The following is a 16031-nucleotide window of genomic DNA, read 5'->3' as shown; positions in this document are numbered from 1 at the left end:
CCGATCGCTCCATCGTCGTCACGGCAAGACCAGCCTTGGGTCCTTGTGTCATCAGCCGTCCGCTACCGCGGAGGGTCGGACGGCTCACTCACTTCAAAGGCGGTCAATGCAATCCATCGGTTCACCACTCATGTGGTCCTTGTTCGCGGCGTTCGTGCTCGTGGCACTGCTCGTCGACTTCTTTGCCATGAGCAAACAGGGCGCGCACCGCGTCAGCACCAAGGAAGCGGCCATCTGGTCGCTCATCTGGGTGGGGGTGTCCTTCGTTTTCATGGGCTGGCTGTGGTGGTACGTGGGTGGCACCAGCACCGACGAAGCGGCGCGCACGCTGGCCAACGGCAAGGCGCTCGAGTTCCTCACCGGCTACCTGATCGAGAAGGCGCTGGCGGTCGACAACATCTTCGTGTTCCTGATGCTGTTCACCTACTTCGCGGTGCCGGCCGAGTTCCAGAAGCGCGTGCTGATGATCGGCATCCTGGGCGCCCTGGTGCTGCGCGCGGTGATGATCCTGGTGGGTGCCTGGCTGATCGCGCAGTTCCACTGGATCCTGTATGTGTTCGGCGCCTTCCTGCTGTTCACCGGCATCAAGATGTGGTGGGCCGCCGGCCAGGAGCCCGACCTGGACAACAACCCGGCCCTGAAGTGGATCCGCGGTCACTTCAAGATCGCGCCCGACTACGACGGCGAGAAGCTGTTCACCATGGTCAACGGCGTGAAGATGGCCACCCCGCTGCTGGTGGTGATGCTGCTGATCGGCATCGTCGACATCGTGTTCGCGGTCGACTCCATCCCGGCCATCTTCGCCATCACCACCGACCCGTTCATCGTGCTCACGTCCAACGTGTTCGCGATCCTGGGTCTGCGGGCGATGTACTTCCTGCTGGCCAACATGCATGAGCGCTTCCACCTGCTGAGCTACGGCCTGGCCATCGTGCTGGTGTTCATCGGCGCCAAGATGCTGCTGATCGACATCTACAAGATCCCGGTGGCGGTGTCGCTGGGCTTCACCGCGGTGACGCTGGCGGTGACGATGATCCTGTCGCTGAAGATCCCGCCCAAGGGTGGCAAGCAGCATGAAGGCGGCGCCTATCCCTTCGGCGCCAAGCCCAAGAGCGAAGACCAGCGCTGAAGCGCTGAAGCTCTGAAGGCCTGAGCCTCACCCGCCGTCCCAGGCCCGCGTGATCAACGCGGCCACCTGGGACGGTTGTTCTTCATGCGCCAGGTGGCCGGTGCCCGGCAGCGGCACGCAGCGCGCTTGCGGCAGCCGCCGCGCCAGCGCCTGGGCCTGGGCCGGCGGCACCATGCGGTCCCCGTCAGAGGCCAGCAGCCACAGCGGCGCCGGCAGCCTGGGCAAGGCCTCGGCCAAGGGCCGCAGGTCCCAGTGGCTCATCATCGCCAGTGCCCCGGCCACATGCGCCGGGCTTTGCACCAGCCGCGCATACAGCGCGGCCGAGGCCGGCGGCACGCGTGAACCGGTGCCGTCGACCAGCCGCTGCATGGCCCGCGGGTCGCGCGCCTGGCGTGCCACCAGCCGGCTCACCAGCCGCGGCAGCATCGGCCCGCCGCCCACCAGCCGCGCCAGCGGCGCGAACAGCAGGCCGGCCAGGCCGTCGAAGGGCAGCAAGGCCCCGTTGATGGACACCAGCGCCCGTGCCGGTGCATGGCCGTCCAGCACCAGCTGCGCGCCGATGGCCGCGCCCGCCGAATGCCCGGCCACCAGCGCGGGTGGCGCTAGCCCCAATACCGCCAGCAGGGCGGCCAGCGCACGCGACATGGCGGGCAGGCTGGGCGCGCCGGGCAGCGCTTCGGTGAAGGCATGGCCGGGCAGGTCGGGCACCACCACGGTGTAGCGCCCGGTCAGCAGCGGCAGCAGCCCGGCCATGCTGTGGCTGGAAGCGCCGGTGCCATGCAGCAGCAACAGCACCGGGCCCTCGCCGGCCACCTGCACATGCCAGTGCAAGCCGCCGGCCAGCACGTGCCGGCTGTGGGCGCGATGCGGCCAGTCCAGGCCGTCGCGTTCCCATTGCAATCTTGAAGCGGTGAGGGGCATGCGCAGCGCGTGGCTCATGCCGTGTCTGGCGGCAGCAGCAGGCCCAGGCGCTGCATGCGCTGGCGCAGGCTCGCGGCCTCGATGCCCAGCTGCTGCGCGGCCTCGTCGTGCCGGCCATCGGCCGCGGCCAGGGCGGTCTCGATCGCATGGCGTTCGGTGGCGTCGCTGGCTTCGCGCAGCAGCGCGTCCAGCGGCAGCTGCCCCACACGGCGGGCCATGCATTGCAGCAGTGCCACCAGGTCCAGCGGCGGCAGTGGGACGGGTGGGGTGTCCAGCCGGTGCAACACCAGCGCCACCGGGGGCGGTTCCCCTTCGGCCAGCAGCGAGGCTGACATGGCCACCTGCCAAGGCGCCCCGGGCGGGCCCAGCGTGGCCGCAGGCTGGCTGGCCATGCCCAGCCGGCGCACGTCGTGCAGCAGCGCGGCCAGCTGCCGGTGCGGGTCGCCCAGCAGCTGGGTCACCGGCCGGCCCAGCAGCGGCGCCTCGGCATCGGCACCCACCCAGGCCAGCAGTGCCGCATCGGCCATCAACAGGCGGCCGGCGGCGTCGGTGATCAGCACCGCGTCGGTCTCGGGCGCAGGGTCGGGCCCGGCTTCGGCGCGGCGGGCACGCAGCAGCAGCGGCGCCGGGTGCGGCGGGTCGGCCTGCGGCAGCGGCATCACCGAGACGTCCAGCGTCAGCAGCTCGGCGCCCTGCGGCCCATGAGGCAGCTGCACCCGCGCCTGGGCGGCTTGTTCATCCATCGCCGCGCGGGCCAGCAGCGGGTGCAGCGGCGGCGGCAGCGTCTGCCCGGGCTCGCCCCACCAGTGGCGCGCCGTGGCATTGGCCGCGATGGCGCGCAGCGTGGGCCGCTGCACCACCAGCACGGCATCGGCCGCCACCTGGGCCAGCAGCCGCTGGCGCGACTGCAGCTGCTGCTGGCGCCAGTGGTCACGTGTCATCTCCCGTTGGGCCTCGCCGAAACGCTGCTGCAGCTCGGCCGCCGGCCGCAGGTCGCGGCCCACCGCCAGCAGCGGCCCGCTGGCGCCCAGGCGCAAGGCGGCATAGCGCACCGGAATCGGGTCGCCGCCGTGGGCGCAGGCATGGTTCACCTCACGCTGGCGCGCCACGCCGGGGTGGCGCGCTTCGGCCAGCAGCTGTTCGATCTTCGGTCGGGTGTCGGGCGTCACGGTGTCGGCCCAGGGGCGGCCCACCCAGTGCGTGGCCTGCGCCAGGCCGGCGGCGCCTGCCGGGGCCGGGCCCGGCGCGGCGGCGGCATGGGTCACGGTGCCCTGCTCGTCGATCACCAGGGCCACATCGCTGGCCAGCGAGACGAAAGCCGTCGCCAGCTCCGGGGCCAGGCCCGAGAGCGCACCAAGATCGGCGGGGGCGGAAGCGCCAAGGTGGGCCACGACAGGCTTTCTGGACGGACCTTCACACACCTGTTGCGCCGCCCCGGGCGGGCCGCAACCCTTTGGGTCGAGCGCAGTGCGGTGGCTAGGCCTCGTCGCTGGCGTCGTCGGCTTCGCCTTCGTTGGCCAGCGCCAGCGCCCGGCGGCGCAGCCACAGCTGCCCGCATTCGGCCGCCACCCCGGCGGCCAGCAACATCAGCACGGTGGCCATCACGAAAGCTCCTCGGCGCCCAGCTGCCGCCGGCCGCGTTCGACGATTTCCAGCCGCATGCGCTGCAGCACCGCGGCGCCGGCATAGGTGGCCATGGCCAGCAGGGCCAGCCCCGACAGCACGGCCGCGCCCGGGGGCGCGACGCCTTCGGCCACAGGCGGCCCGGCCGTGAGCCACACGCCGCCGGCCGCCAGCAACCCCGCCAGCACCACCACCGCGGCCAGGCGGTCGGCACGCCGCGTGTCATGCCACACGCCCTGCACCAGCAACACCACCAGCGCGAACATCAGCAGCACCGAGGCGGGCGCCGCCAGGGCCGGCCACAAGGCCTCGGCACCCAGGCCGGTGGCCTGCAGGCCACCCGGTACCAGCACCGTCTGCACCAGCAGCGTGAGCAGCAGCCACAGCCCGCTGCTGGGCGCCGCCGCCACCAGCAGGATGGGCGCCAGCCGCCCGATGCCGACCAGCGTGGCCGCAGCCGCCACCGCCATGGCCAGGTACAGGCCCGTGCCCACCATCAACATCGGCGATTGCAGCCCCTGCGCAGCCAGCAGCGCGCTGGCCCGGCCGCTGCCCGGCGGTGCCAGCACGGCGGCGGCGGCCAGCGCCACCAGGCCCAGCCCCAGAGCCAGCAAGCCCAGCCAGCGCGCCAGGCGGCCGGCGGCGGAATAGAAGCGCCAGGGCGCCACCATCTGGTGCAGGCCGCGCGCCGTCAGCAGCGGGCGGGCGCGGCGCTGCAGGCGCAGCGCGAAGTGGGGATGCAGGTGCGACATGGCGGGGCTCCTGTCGGCTCAGGGTTGTCAGCAGTCCAGTGCCGTTGTAAATCAAAGTTGACACGAATACTATAAGACCATGTTGACAGCCCCCGCACCTGTTTTTGCCGGACCCGCGGCCATGGCGGTGACGGCGCCGGCCGAGCGGCCCCGGCCGCACGCGGTGGTCATCGGCAGCGGCTTCGGCGGCCTGGCAGCAGCGGTGCGGCTGGGCGCCCGCGGCTGGCGTGTGACGGTGCTGGAAGCGCTGCCCGAGCCGGGTGGCCGCGCGCGGGTGCACCGGCAGGACGGCTTCACCTTCGACGCCGGGCCGACGGTGATCACCGCGCCCTTTCTGCTGGAAGAGCTGTGGGCGCTGTGCGGCCGCCAACTGGCCGACGACGTGGACTTGCGGCCGGTGAGCCCGTTCTACCGCGTGCGCTTCGACGACGGCACGCTGTTCGACTACAGCGGCGATGCGGCGGCGATGGAAGCCGAGGTGGCCAAGCTGGCCCCGGGCGACGTGGCCGGCTACCGCCGCTTCCTGGCGGCCAGCGAAGCCATCTTCAAGGTGGGCTTCGAGCAGCTGGCGCATGTGCCCTTCAGCCGCTGGACCGACATGGCCCGCGTGCTGCCGCAGCTGCTGCAGCTGGAGGGCTGGCGCACCGTGTACGGCCTGGCCTGCAAGCACGTGCAAAGCCCGCAGCTGCGCATGGTGCTCACCTTCCAGTCGCTGCTGGTGGGCGGCAACCCCTTTGCCACCACCTCGGTGTACTGCCTCATCGCCTTTCTGGAGCGGCGCTGGGGCGTGCACTTTCCCATCGGCGGCACCGGGCGGCTGGTGCAGGGGCTGGTGGGGCTGATCGAAGGGCAGGGCAACGTGGTGCGCTGCGGCGTGCCGGTGGCCGAGATCCTGGCCGAGCGCGGCGCCGCGGCCGGCGTGCGGCTGCAAAGCGGTGAGCGCATCGCGGCCGACATCGTGGTGAGCAATGCCGATTCGGCCACCACCTACCGGCAACTGCTGCCCGGCGTGCGCCGCCAGCGCTGGACCGATGCCCGCATCGACAAGGCGCGCTATTCGATGAGCCTCTTCGTCTGGTACTTCGGCACCCGCCGCCAGTACCCCGACGTGGCCCACCACACCATCGCGCTGGGCCCGCGCTACCGCGGCCTGCTGGACGACATCTTCGAGCGCAAGCAGCTGGCGCGCGACTTCAGCCTCTACCTGCACCGGCCCACCGCCACCGATCCTTTGCTGGCGCCACCGGGCTGCGATGCCTTCTACGTGCTGTCGCCGGTCCCGCACCTGCAGTCGGGCACCGACTGGTCGCAGCAGGCCGAGTTGTACAGACAAGCCGTGCAGGCGCGGCTGGAAGAAACGCTGCTGCCCGGCCTGGGCGTGGCGCTGTGCAGCTCACGCGTGACCACGCCGCAGCATTTCCAGGACGAGCTGGGCAGCTTCCGCGGCGCCGCCTTCGGGCTGGAGCCGGTGCTGACGCAAAGCGCCTGGTTCCGCCCCCACAACCAGAGCGAAGAGCTGCGCCACCTCTACCTGGTGGGCGCCGGCACGCACCCGGGCGCGGGCCTGCCCGGTGTGCTGTCTTCCGCCCGCATCCTCGACACGGTGGTACCTGATGCACGAGCCTTCCAAGCCCGCCCCGCCTGAGTGTCCGGCCGCCGACCTGGCCGCCTGCCGCGAGTTGCTGCGCCGGCATGCGCGCAGCTTCCACGCAGCTTCGCTGCTGCTGCCCCGGTGGGTGCGCGACCCGGCCTGCGTGCTCTACGGCTTCTGCCGGCTGGCCGACGACGCGGTGGACGTGCATGGTGGCCGCGCCGAAGCCATCGCGCTGCTGCACCAGCGGCTGGACCGCGCCTACGCCGGCCGGCCGCTGCCCACGCCGGCCGACCGCGCGCTGGCCTGGGTGCTGCAGGCCCATGGCATGCCGCGGGCGCTGCCCGAGCAGCTGCTGCAAGGCCTGGCCTGGGACGCCGAAGGCCGCCGCTACGAGACGCTGGACGACCTGCTGCACTACGCCGCCCGCGTGGCCGGCACCGTGGGCGCGATGATGGCCGTGCTGATGGGCGCCCGCACGCCGGCGGCCCTGGCCCGCGCCTGCGACCTCGGCGTGGCCATGCAGCTGACCAACATCGCCCGCGACGTGGGAGAAGACGCCCGCATGGGCCGGCTGTACTTGCCGCTGCAGTGGTTGCGCCAGGCCGGCATCACGCCCGAAGCCTGGCTGGCCACACCCCGGCATGGGCCCGCGCTGGCCGGCGTGGTGGAGCGGCTGCTGCGCGAGGCTGACGCGCTGTATGCGCGGGCCGAGGCCGGCATCGCGCTGCTGCCGGCCGACTGCCGGCCCGGCATCCGCGCCGCTGCCCGGCTGTACGCCGCCATCGGCCGCCAGGTGCGGCGTGCAGGCTGCAATGCCGTGGACCGGCGCGCGGTGGTGCCGCCGCTGCGCAAGGCCTGGCTGCTGGCCGGCACCGGCTGGCCGGCCCGGCAGGCGTCCAGCGCCCTGCATGCGCCGCCGCTGGACGCCACCCGCCTGCTGGTGGAAGCCGCCGCCCACCACGAGGCCGCCGGGCGGCCGGCGCGGCGCCGGGTCGACGTGGTCATCGATCTTTTCGAGCGGCTGGAACGCCGCGACCGGCAATCGGGCGTGGTGGCGCCCTCGTCCGCGTCACGCGCAGGCTGACGACCATGGCCGTGCTTGCCCTCGGACTCAACCACGGCAGTGCGCCGCTGGACGTGCGCGGCCGCTTCGCCTTCCCGGCCGATGCGCTGGGCCAGGCCTTGCGCGGCCTGGGCGGCCTGCTGCAGCGCGCGCCGGCCGAAGCCGCCATCCTCTCCACCTGCAACCGCACCGAGCTGTACATCGCCACGCCCGACACCGCGCCCGAGGTGGTGCCCGCGGTGCTGGGCTGGCTGGCCGACCGCGGCGGCATGCCCACCTCGGCGCTGCAGGCCCACACCTATGTGCGCGAAGACTGCGATGCCGCGCGCCATACCTTCCGCGTGGCCGCCGGGCTCGATTCCATGGTGCTGGGTGAACCGCAGATCCTGGGCCAGCTCAAGCGCGCGGTGAAGGAGGCCGAGGCCGCCGGTGCGCTGGGCAGCACGCTGCACCAGTTGTTCCAGCGCTCGTTCTCGGTGGCCAAGGAGGTTCGCAGCTGCACCGAGATCGGCGCCCATTCGGTCAGCATGGCGGCGGCCGCGGTGCGGCTGGCCGAGCAGCTGTTCGAGCAGGTGGCCGACACTCGTGTGCTGTGCGTGGGCGCGGGCGAGATGATCGAGCGCGTGGCCACGCACTTCGCGGCGCGCCACCCGCAATCGCTGGTGCTGGCCAACCGTACGCTGGCCCGCGGCGAGGCCCTGGCCGCCACGCTGGGCGGGCAGGCGATGGCGCTGGCCGATCTGCCGCACCGCCTGGCGGAGTTCGACATCGTGGTGTCCTGCACCGCCAGCACGCTGCCGCTGATCGGCCTGGGTGCGGTGGAGCGGGCGCTGAAGGCGCGGCGCCGCCGCCCCATGCTGCTGCTGGACCTGGCGGTGCCGCGTGACATCGAGCCCGAGGTGGCTCGCCTGCCCGAGGTGTACCTCTACACCGTGGACGACCTGGCCGAGCGGGTGCAGGGCGCCGGCCAGCGCCGGCAGGCCGCGGTGGCGCAGGCCGAGCACATCATCGATGCCGGCGTGCAGCGCTTCGGCCGCTGGCTGGCTCAGCGCGAGGCGGTGCCGCTGATCTGCAGCCTGAACGAACAGGTGGACGCCTGGCGCGCCGCCGAGATCGCCCGTGCCCGCAAGCGGCTGGCCGGCGGCATGCCGATCGACGAGGTGTTCGAGGCCTTGTCGCAAGGCCTGGCCCGCAAGCTGATGCACGGCACGCTGGCCGAGCTGCACGCCGCCGGCGGCGACGCGCTGGCCCCCACGGTGCAGCGCCTGTTTCTGCGCGGCGGCGGCCCTGCGCCTTGAAGTCTCGCAACGCAGGCCGCGCCCGTGTCCCGCGACACGCTGATCCTGATCGAGCTGCTGCTGGTGCTGGGCGGCGTGATGGGCTGGGCCGTGTGGGAGCTGTGGCGCACGAAGCGGGCGTTGCGGGAGGATGAGGAGCGGCGGGCGCTTGCGCGTCGAGAGGAAGCTTCAGGCGAGTGAGTGGCGCCAGGTTCACCACCGCAACTGCTCGACCTCCAACCCCAGCGCGTCGGCCACCTTCGCGAGCGTGGCCTTGCGAGGTTGCTTGACCCGCTCCATCTGCGCATAGGCGGCCTGCGAGATGCCGATACGGCCTGCTACTTCCGCTTGGGTCAGGCCCAGGTGTTCGCGCCAGGCGGCCATCGCAGACACGCCCCGTTCAAACGACAGGTCCACCACTTCATTGGGGACGGTGCCTTGCGTGAAGCCGCCTTTCATGCGGCGGAACTGCTCGTAGGGCACGACCACGAAGGCCGGCTTGCCGTCTTGGCCAAAGATGACCTGAAATTCAGTACGTGCGTTCATCGCGCTTCTTGACCTCTTCAATGCTCACGATGCGTACGCCACCGTCGTAGTCGAAGAAGACCCGGTAGTTGCCTACGCGAAGGCGGAAGCCATAAAGGTGGTGGGTGAGCGCCTTGACATTCCTGGCGCTGGAAAGATCGACCAGCTCCGTGCTCACGGCCGCTCGGATTTGCAGTGCCGCTTGCGCGTCGATCTTCCGCAGCTGACGAAGCGCCTTGGGCTGCCAGTTGATCGCGTTCACACTTGAATCATAAGTATGCGATACGTATTGTCAAGGTGAATCGGGTACGCGGGGGGGGCGGTCCGCGTCTCTCACCACTCCGCCAACCCCCCCGCCAGCGCCCACGCGCCCAGGCACAGCGCCGCGGTGAAGCACAGCGCCAGCACCGAGAACAGCCAGCCCAGCAGCACGGCCACGCCGTCGTGGAAGACCAGGCCGATGCCCAGCAGCATCAGCGCGATGGCCGGCAGCACGTTGCCGAAGGGAATGGGCAGCACGATGATGACCGCCATCACCGCCACCAGGGCGGCCAGCAGCAGCCGCGGGTGGCCGGTGGCCAGGTGGCTCAGCCGTTGGCGCGCCACGCGGCCCGCCAGCGCATAGGTGCCGGCCAGCAGGCGCAGCACGCGCCCGGCCCAGCGCTGCGAGAGCTGGAAGCCCGCCACCTTGCCCGGCAGCGTGAGTGCATCGGGCGCGCGCCACAGCGCCAGCGCCAGCGCGACGATGCCCATGCCCACCACCGTGCCGGCGCCGGGCACCGGCAGCAGGCAGGGCACGGCCAGCAGCAGCAGCAGGCTGCCGTGCGCGGCCGGCCCATGGGCCTGGGCCAGCCATTGCAGCGAAACGCCGTCGCCCGGCAGGTCGGCCGCGGCGGCGCGCAGCCGTTGGGCCAGGCCGGCCGGGTGGTGGTCGGCCTGGCCCGCGTCGGTGCCGCCGTGCGGATTGCCGCGCATCAACGCGGCCAGTCGGTGGCCGCGGGGTTCGTCGCCGCCGTGAAACTGCGCGGCCGTGCCGGTGCTTCGCTGCGACGGGCGCGGTGGCGCAGCGCCCGGATGCCCAGGTGCAGCGCCACGCCCAGGCCCACCAGCACCAGCGCGCCGAAGGCCCACAGCAGCCACAGCAGCACCGTCACGCCGCCGGCGATGGCGGGCAGCAGGCCGACCAGGCCGTCGAACCAGGGCGCCAGATCGGCCAGCGCGGCCGTCAGGCTGGCGGCCAGCTCAGGCGATATCCACGGCGTGAGCCAGCCGGGCAGCGTCAGTGCGGGCAGGCCGCCTGCGGTGCCGGCCTGCGCGGCCGACCAGGTGGCCAAGGCATCCACGGCCCACAGGCCGCCCGACCACAGCGCCAGCAGCGCCGCCACACTCAGCCAAACGATGGCGTAGAACATGCCGAACCTCCTTGTTGCTTGCTTGTTGCGAGTGGCCGATTCTGCGCATCGGACACTTCGCTGCAAGCAGCAGGAGGCAGACGGTCGATCAGGTTTTTTCGATATGTGGCACGCCGCTGCCAGCCAGCTTGAACACGGCCACGGCCTGCACCAGCTCATGCGCCTGCATCTTCAGGCTCTCGGCCGCGGCGGCGCTTTGCTCCACCAGCGCGGCGTTCTGCTGCGTGCTCTGGTCCATGTGGCTGACGGCCTGGCCCACCTGGCGCACGCCGGCGCTCTGCGCCTCGCTGGCCGAGCTGATCTCGGCCACGATGCCGCTGACGCGCTGGATGGCGCTGACGATCTCGCCCATGGTCTTGCCGGCGTCGTCCACCAGCACCGTGCCTTGCTCCACCTGCTCCACGCTGCGGTTGATCAGGGTCTTGATCTCCTTGGCCGCGCCGGCGCTGCGCTGGGCCAGGCTGCGCACTTCGCTGGCCACCACGGCAAAGCCGCGGCCTTGTTCGCCGGCGCGAGCGGCTTCCACCGCCGCGTTCAGCGCCAGGATGTTGGTCTGGAAGGCAATGTCGTCGATCACGCCGATGATGTCGCCGATCTTGCGGCTGCTCTCGTTGATGCCCTGCATGGTGGTCACCACGCGGCCCACCACCTCGCCGCCTTGCACCGCCACGTCGGAGGCGCTGCGCGCCAGCTCGTTGGCCTGGGCTGCGCTGTCGGCGTTGTGGCGCACGGTGGTGCCCAGCTCGTCCATGGTGGCCGCGGTTTCCTGCAGGCTGCTGGCCTGCGTTTCGGTGCGCTGCGACAGGTCGAGGTTGCCGGTGGCGATCTGCACCGAGCCGGTGGCGATGGTGTCGGACGCCGCGCGCACCTGGCCCACCACGCGTGACAAGGCCTGCTGCATGCTGCCCAGCGAGGCCAGCACGCTGCCGGCGGGCGCCTGTGCCGCGCCGGGCACCGGGCTCAGGTCGCCGGCGGCCACGCGCTCGGCCGCCTGGCCCAGTTGCGCCGGTTCGGCGCCCAACTGGCCGACGATGCTGCGCGAGATGACCGCGGCCAGTGCCACGCCCACCATGAGCGACAGGCCCAGCGCGGTGAACATCACCGTGCGGAAGCCGGCGGCTTCCTTCATGGCCACGGTGTTCAGGGCCTGCAGCCGTGTTTCCTCGAACTCGATGAGGCGGTTGATGTCGGCCAGCCACTGCACGTATTGCGGCTTGGCGCGCGACCACAGCAGCGATTGCGCGGTGGCCGCATCGCCCTGGTCCACCGCGGCGGTCACGGCCTGGGTGCTGGCGGTGGCCTGGGCCTCGATCTCCTTGATGGCGCCGTAGAGCTTCTGCAACTCGGTGGCATCGGCCGAGCGGCCGATCAGGGCCTGCAGCGGCGCGTCCGATTCGGCATAGAAGCGGGCGAGCTGGGCGATGGCCTCGGCCTCCTTGCGGCGTTGCTCGTCGGTGGTGGCCAGCGCGTAGTCGCGGATGGCGATGGCCCGGTCGTGCGCCGAGCCACGGAAGTTGATGGCGTATCGCTGGATGCGCGCATGCTCCTCCCCGTTGGCCCGCAGTGCCGATTCGATGGTGTGCACCTTCAGCATGGCGATGCCGGCCACGATGGCCAGGATGGCCAGGATGACGGCAAAGGCGGACTGGAGGCGTCGGCTAACGCTCAGGTTGGACAGGTGCATGCATCATCCCGGGAAGTGGTCGCCTCCGCACTGACGGGGCTACTGCATATCGGCCCGGCCACTGCGGACTTGATGGTGACCGAACGCTGCCGCCCGGTGGGAGGTGCCGGTCAAGCGGCATGCACGTGTCGGTTTCGGCCTTGCGCCTTGGCGCGGTAGAGGGCGTCGTCGGCCCGCTGGAGCAGCGCCTGGACGTCGCTGTTGCCCTGCGCCATCGCCGAGCCGACGCTGATGGTCAAGAAGGCGCAGCAGCCCGACTTCTCATGCGGGATACGCAGGGCCGCGATCGCCGCCGCGATCCTCCGGGCGACCCTGTGCACGCCCGCCGTGTCGATGTTCACGAGAATCACCACGAACTCCTCGCCGCCGAAGCGCGCGATCAGGTCGCTGCCGCGGGCGATGGTGCTGCTGAGGCAGTCGGCCACCGACTTGATGGCGGCGTCGCCGGCCAGGTGGCCGTAGTGGTCGTTGAATCTCTTGAAGTGATCGATGTCGATCATCATGGCGCACACCGCATGCTGCTCGCGCCGTGCGAAGTTCAGCTTTGCCAAGATCTCGCGGTCGAAGTAGCGCTTGTTGTGCAGGCCGGTGAGGGGATCGGTGGTGGCCTCGGAAGCCAGTTGCAGGTTGGCAGCGGCCAATTGGTCGGTGATGGCATGCAGGCTGCTGAAAGCGCGGCCCGTCAGGTCAGCGATGTTCTCGTTGTAGTCGCTCAGCAAGCTCGAGAGGTTGAGTTGGTGGCGGTAGCGCCAGAGCAGTTCTTCAGCCTCTGGCGCCGACAGCGTTCCGGCAACGTCGCCCACGCTGCGCAATTGCGCCAGCCGCGCCGGTGGTATGGCGGGATTGGCCTTCTTGAAGATCAGCTTGATGACGGTGCATTGGAAGGGCAATGCAGCATCGTGGGTGACGCTTTCGACTTCGGTATTGAAGTACGCCATGTCGTCGAACAAATAAAAGCCACCGAAGAAGATGCCGCGGAGATAGGCCGGCGACAGCGGCATCACGTTCTCGATCCATGCCACTCCCTGCGCTTCGTCGGTCAGGCGATTGCGGCACCAGCCGATGTTGTCGCCCCTGACCACCGAGTGGTATCCGCCGCCCCTGTCATTGCAATACACCCAGTCCAGGCCGCTGCGGACCATGTGCTTGCCTGGGCCCTGCCGGTGCCAGAGTTCAATGAATCGCACTCCGGCCCAGAACAGGATGCTGGCCGAGTGCGGCACCTGGTCCTCGATCAGCTGATTGAGTTTGACCAGGTAGTCGTAGGGGTACCACGACTCGGCACACAAGCCTTCGACGGGGAATGGAATCTGCTCCGGCGGCAGGATGTGCGTGGCGCCAAATGATTGCAGCATGCCGATGAGAAAGGCCCCGGAGACTTCACCTTGCTGCCTGGATCCTTCGTTGTTGCTCATTCGTCTATCAATTCCGGCGTCTCCGTCAAAGGCCATCGACCGGCTGGCTTTCATGGCCGGCGCAGGGGGCGGTGCAATTGGTGCCAAAGTCTGGCCATGGCCGTCCATTCTGGACGCAGCATCCGCCTTTGCCAATTGCCTGCGCCGGTGCTCAGGCCTCCGACCGTCGCCGGCGTCAGGCCCGTCTGGGCATCTTGAAGGGCAGCAGCGCCTGCACCCAGCGCTGGCGAAAGCGCAGCAGCGACAGGCTCTCGTGCACCGCCCGCACGCGCTCGCCGCACAGCGTGGTCTCGATCAGCGAGCGGTTGTAGAAGGGCCCGTCCTCCATCGCCAGCAGCAGCCGCGGGTCGGTGCCGCGCACCGGGCGGTCCACGCCCCACCAGCCCGGTGCCAGCGTGGCTGCGGGCGGCGGCTCCAACATCTGCATACCGCCGTCCACGTCGATGGCCAGCGCCAGCGCCTGGGTGCTGCCGTCCAGCCGCTGCACGTCGTAGGTGACGGCGGTGCGGCCTTCTCGGCCTTCTCGGCCATCTGCCAGCCCCGCGCGGCACCAGCTCCAGGTCGCGAAGTCCTGCTCCAGTGGCCGGCTGCCGGCATTGGCGTCCAGGTAGCCGTGGCCCGACCAGTGCAGGCCGGGCCGGTCCAGCGCCACCGTCACCCGGGCGCTGGGCGCGATGGGCGTCCAGTGGTGGCGGCCGGCGGCGTCCAGCGTGAGGTCGATGCCGGTCAGGCAGCGTGCCTGCAGTTCGATGCGGCCACGCAGCCGTGAAGGCCAGGGCGCGGTGATCTCGTCGACGTCGATCACCAGCCGGTCGCCCCGCCAGTGCAGCTGGCTGGGCCCGATGGCCAGGTGGTCGGCGCTGCGGTCGAGCTGGACAGCGCCGCGTTCGGTCATCGCCCAGCGGTGGCCGCCCGCGCCGTACAGCGCCAGGTTGACGGCGCAGTGATCGGCGGCCAGCGCCTCGCCACGGCGGCGGGCCGCGGCGTAATAGGGCGAGAACACGCTGCCCACGAAGGCGATGAGCGCCAGGCCGTGGCGGCCGTCGTCGCTCAGCGCATCGAGGTACCACCAGGCATAACCACCGGGTGGGGGCGCCGCATCGAAGCAAGGTCGGCCGTCACGCGCTGCGCGGCCAGCCGGCCCGAGAGCGCCGCCATCGGCACGCCCGGCCCCGGGTGCGTGCTGCCGCCCGCCAGGTACAGGCCCGGCAGGCGGCTGGCCGCGCCCGACCGCCGGAACGACGCCTGCCAGCCATGGCTGGCCGGACCGTACAAGGCCCCGCCGGTGCCCGGGAACATCGCCTCGAAGTCCGTCGGCGTGGTGGTCACCATCGCCGATTCGGGCTTGAGCATCAGGCCGCAGCGGGCCAGGCGCTGGAAGGTGGTCTGCCTGCATCTTTCGATCTCCTCGGGCCGCAGCGCGCGGCTGTCGCCATCGCCGTCGGGCGGGGCATTGACCAGCAGCAGCAGGCGCTCGGGGCCGCCATGCACGGTGCGGGGGCTGTCTCGGCGGTCCTGGGCGCACAGGTAGGCGGTGGGCTCGCGCGGCAGCCGGCCCGCCTGCAGGTCGTTGAACTCGGCGCGGTAGTCGGCCGAGAAGAACACGTTGTGCCGCAGCAGCGGAAAGCCGCGGCAGCTGGCCACCGCATTCCAGGTCACGGCCGACAGGGAGCGCTGTGGCCGCGTCGGCGCGCCGGGGCCGGCCGCATCGCGCACCGCAGCCCCCAGGTGGCCGGCGGCCAATGCGCCCACGTCGCCGTTGAACACCACCGCATCGGCGGCCACGCGCTCACCGGTGGCCAGCCGCACGCCGCAGGCGCGGCCGCCCTGCACCAGCACTTCCTGCACCGTGGCGCCGTAGCGCAGCCGGGCGCCGGCCCGCGTGGCCAGCGCCGCCAGCACCTGGGCCAGGCGGTGCATGCCGCCGTCCACGTACCAGACGCCGCTGCGCTCCACATGGGCCACCAGCATCAGCGTGGCCGGGGCCAGCCAGGGCGATGAGCCGCAGTAGGTGGCATAGCGGCCGAACAGCTGGCGCAGCCGCTCGTCGCGGAAATGCCCGGCCAGCGCCGAGGCCAGGCTGCCGAAGGGCGAGATGCGCGCCAGCCCCGGCAGGCCCTGCCAGGCCACGCGCGCCGCCAGACCCATGACGCCGGGGCGCTGGCTGCGCATGAAGGGCTGCAACAGCGTGTCGTGGATGCGGCGGGCGCGTTGGCAGAAGCGGCGGTAGCCGCGGGCCTCGGCCGCGCCGGCGAAGTGGCCGATGGCGTCCACGCTGGCTTCGAAATCGGCATGCAGGTCCAGGTGCTGCTCGGCATCCCAGGCGTGGCGGGCCAGCACTGAGGCCGGCTCCAGGTGCAGGTGGTCGTCCAGCCGCTGGCCCAACTGCTCGAACAGCTCGTCGAACACCGCGCGCAAGGTGAACACCGTAGGGCCGGCGTCCATCGGCTGGCCGCCGGCCAGCACCTCGCGCAGCTTGCCGCCGGGGCTGTCGGCTTTTTCCAGCAACAGCACGTCGTGGCCCTGGGCGGCCAGCAGCGCGGCACACACCAGTCCGCCGACGCCGGCGCCGATCACCGTCACGCGGAGGGACATTGACGCTCCTGCTGCATGTGTCTATCCTAATTTACATACGG

The 16031-nt window shown here is 71.3% G+C and carries 17 protein-coding genes; 5 read left to right on the top strand and 12 right to left on the bottom strand.

What is annotated here, in order from left to right:
- The first annotated feature begins 106 nt into the window (after positions 1 to 106).
- A complete protein-coding gene (locus tag MW290_RS02615) occupies positions 107 to 1129 on the top strand; it encodes a TerC family protein (protein WP_250195768.1) in 1023 nt (340 codons plus the stop codon).
- Between the two features lie 27 nt (positions 1130 to 1156).
- Here the strand turns inward: MW290_RS02615 and bchO are convergent, their stop codons facing one another.
- The 4 genes from bchO to MW290_RS02600 all read right to left on the bottom strand — a co-directional run bounded on the left by bchO (position 1157) and on the right by MW290_RS02600 (position 4425).
- Entirely contained in the window at positions 1157 to 2068 is a 912-nt protein-coding gene (gene bchO / locus MW290_RS02610) for an alpha/beta fold hydrolase BchO (RefSeq protein ID WP_250195767.1), read from the bottom strand.
- Complete coding sequence (locus tag MW290_RS02605; RefSeq protein WP_250195766.1) at positions 2065 to 3441, bottom strand: PAS domain-containing protein; 1377 nt, start codon at positions 3439 to 3441, stop codon at positions 2065 to 2067. The genes bchO and MW290_RS02605 overlap by 4 nt, the downstream gene beginning before the upstream one ends.
- Positions 3442 to 3526: 85 nt before the next feature.
- Entirely contained in the window at positions 3527 to 3652 is a 126-nt protein-coding gene (locus tag MW290_RS32980) for a hypothetical protein (RefSeq protein ID WP_259373449.1), read from the bottom strand.
- On the bottom strand, positions 3652 to 4425 hold the full coding sequence (locus MW290_RS02600) for a hypothetical protein (RefSeq protein ID WP_250195765.1): 774 nt from the start codon (positions 4423 to 4425) through the stop codon (positions 3652 to 3654). Before MW290_RS02600 ends, MW290_RS32980 begins: the two co-directional genes overlap by 1 nt.
- Positions 4426 to 4504: 79 nt before the next feature.
- Here MW290_RS02600 and MW290_RS02595 point away from each other — a divergent pair, with 79 nt between their 5' ends.
- From MW290_RS02595 to MW290_RS02580, 4 genes are read left to right on the top strand one after another with little or no spacing between them, the layout of a single operon-like run.
- A complete protein-coding gene (locus MW290_RS02595; RefSeq protein ID WP_250195764.1) occupies positions 4505 to 6070 on the top strand; it encodes a phytoene desaturase in 1566 nt (521 codons plus the stop codon).
- Positions 6039 to 7103 carry a phytoene/squalene synthase family protein gene (locus MW290_RS02590; RefSeq protein ID WP_250195763.1) on the top strand — a complete coding sequence of 355 codons (1065 nt, stop codon included), beginning with the start codon at positions 6039 to 6041 and terminating at the stop codon, positions 7101 to 7103. The genes MW290_RS02595 and MW290_RS02590 overlap by 32 nt, the downstream gene beginning before the upstream one ends.
- Before the next feature lie 5 nt (positions 7104 to 7108).
- On the top strand, positions 7109 to 8380 hold the full coding sequence (gene hemA / locus MW290_RS02585) for a glutamyl-tRNA reductase (protein WP_250195762.1): 1272 nt from the start codon (positions 7109 to 7111) through the stop codon (positions 8378 to 8380).
- Between the two features lie 24 nt (positions 8381 to 8404).
- The gene (locus tag MW290_RS02580) at positions 8405 to 8560 is read left to right on the top strand and encodes a hypothetical protein (protein ID WP_250195761.1); all 156 of its coding nucleotides are present in this window, start codon (positions 8405 to 8407) and stop codon (positions 8558 to 8560) included.
- Between the two features lie 12 nt (positions 8561 to 8572).
- Here MW290_RS02580 and MW290_RS02575 read toward each other — a convergent pair whose 3' ends face one another.
- The 8 genes from MW290_RS02575 to crtD form a co-directional block, all read right to left on the bottom strand.
- The gene (locus MW290_RS02575) at positions 8573 to 8905 is read right to left on the bottom strand and encodes a helix-turn-helix domain-containing protein (RefSeq protein WP_250195760.1); all 333 of its coding nucleotides are present in this window, start codon (positions 8903 to 8905) and stop codon (positions 8573 to 8575) included.
- Entirely contained in the window at positions 8889 to 9146 is a 258-nt protein-coding gene (locus tag MW290_RS02570; protein WP_250195759.1) for a type II toxin-antitoxin system RelE family toxin, read from the bottom strand. The genes MW290_RS02575 and MW290_RS02570 overlap by 17 nt, the downstream gene beginning before the upstream one ends.
- Before the next feature lie 71 nt (positions 9147 to 9217).
- Positions 9218 to 9859, bottom strand: a complete 642-nt coding sequence (locus tag MW290_RS02565) for an exopolysaccharide biosynthesis protein (RefSeq protein WP_250195758.1) — start codon at positions 9857 to 9859, stop codon at positions 9218 to 9220.
- On the bottom strand, positions 9859 to 10296 hold the full coding sequence (locus tag MW290_RS02560) for a hypothetical protein (RefSeq protein WP_250195757.1): 438 nt from the start codon (positions 10294 to 10296) through the stop codon (positions 9859 to 9861). The genes MW290_RS02565 and MW290_RS02560 overlap by 1 nt, the downstream gene beginning before the upstream one ends.
- Before the next feature lie 88 nt (positions 10297 to 10384).
- Entirely contained in the window at positions 10385 to 11980 is a 1596-nt protein-coding gene (locus MW290_RS02555) for a methyl-accepting chemotaxis protein (protein ID WP_250195756.1), read from the bottom strand.
- Between the two features lie 110 nt (positions 11981 to 12090).
- Positions 12091 to 13395 (bottom strand): GGDEF domain-containing protein, encoded by a 1305-nt coding sequence (locus MW290_RS02550; RefSeq protein WP_250195755.1) that lies wholly within the window; start codon positions 13393 to 13395, stop codon positions 12091 to 12093.
- Between the two features lie 175 nt (positions 13396 to 13570).
- Positions 13571 to 14407: a carotenoid 1,2-hydratase family protein gene (locus MW290_RS02545; protein ID WP_250195754.1), complete on the bottom strand. Its 837-nt coding sequence runs from the start codon at positions 14405 to 14407 to the stop codon at positions 13571 to 13573.
- Positions 14408 to 14445: 38 nt separating this feature from the next.
- Positions 14446 to 15990, bottom strand: coding sequence for a 1-hydroxycarotenoid 3,4-desaturase CrtD (gene crtD / locus MW290_RS02540; protein ID WP_250195753.1), 1545 nt, complete (start codon positions 15988 to 15990; stop codon positions 14446 to 14448).
- Between the last annotated feature and the right edge of the window lie 41 nt (positions 15991 to 16031).

This window comes from Aquincola tertiaricarbonis (assembly GCF_023573145.1).
Classification (GTDB): Bacteria; Pseudomonadota; Gammaproteobacteria; order Burkholderiales; family Burkholderiaceae_C; genus Aquincola; species Aquincola tertiaricarbonis_B.
Note: the sequence above shows the minus strand (reverse complement) of the source record. Positions and strands in the feature narration are given on the sequence as shown.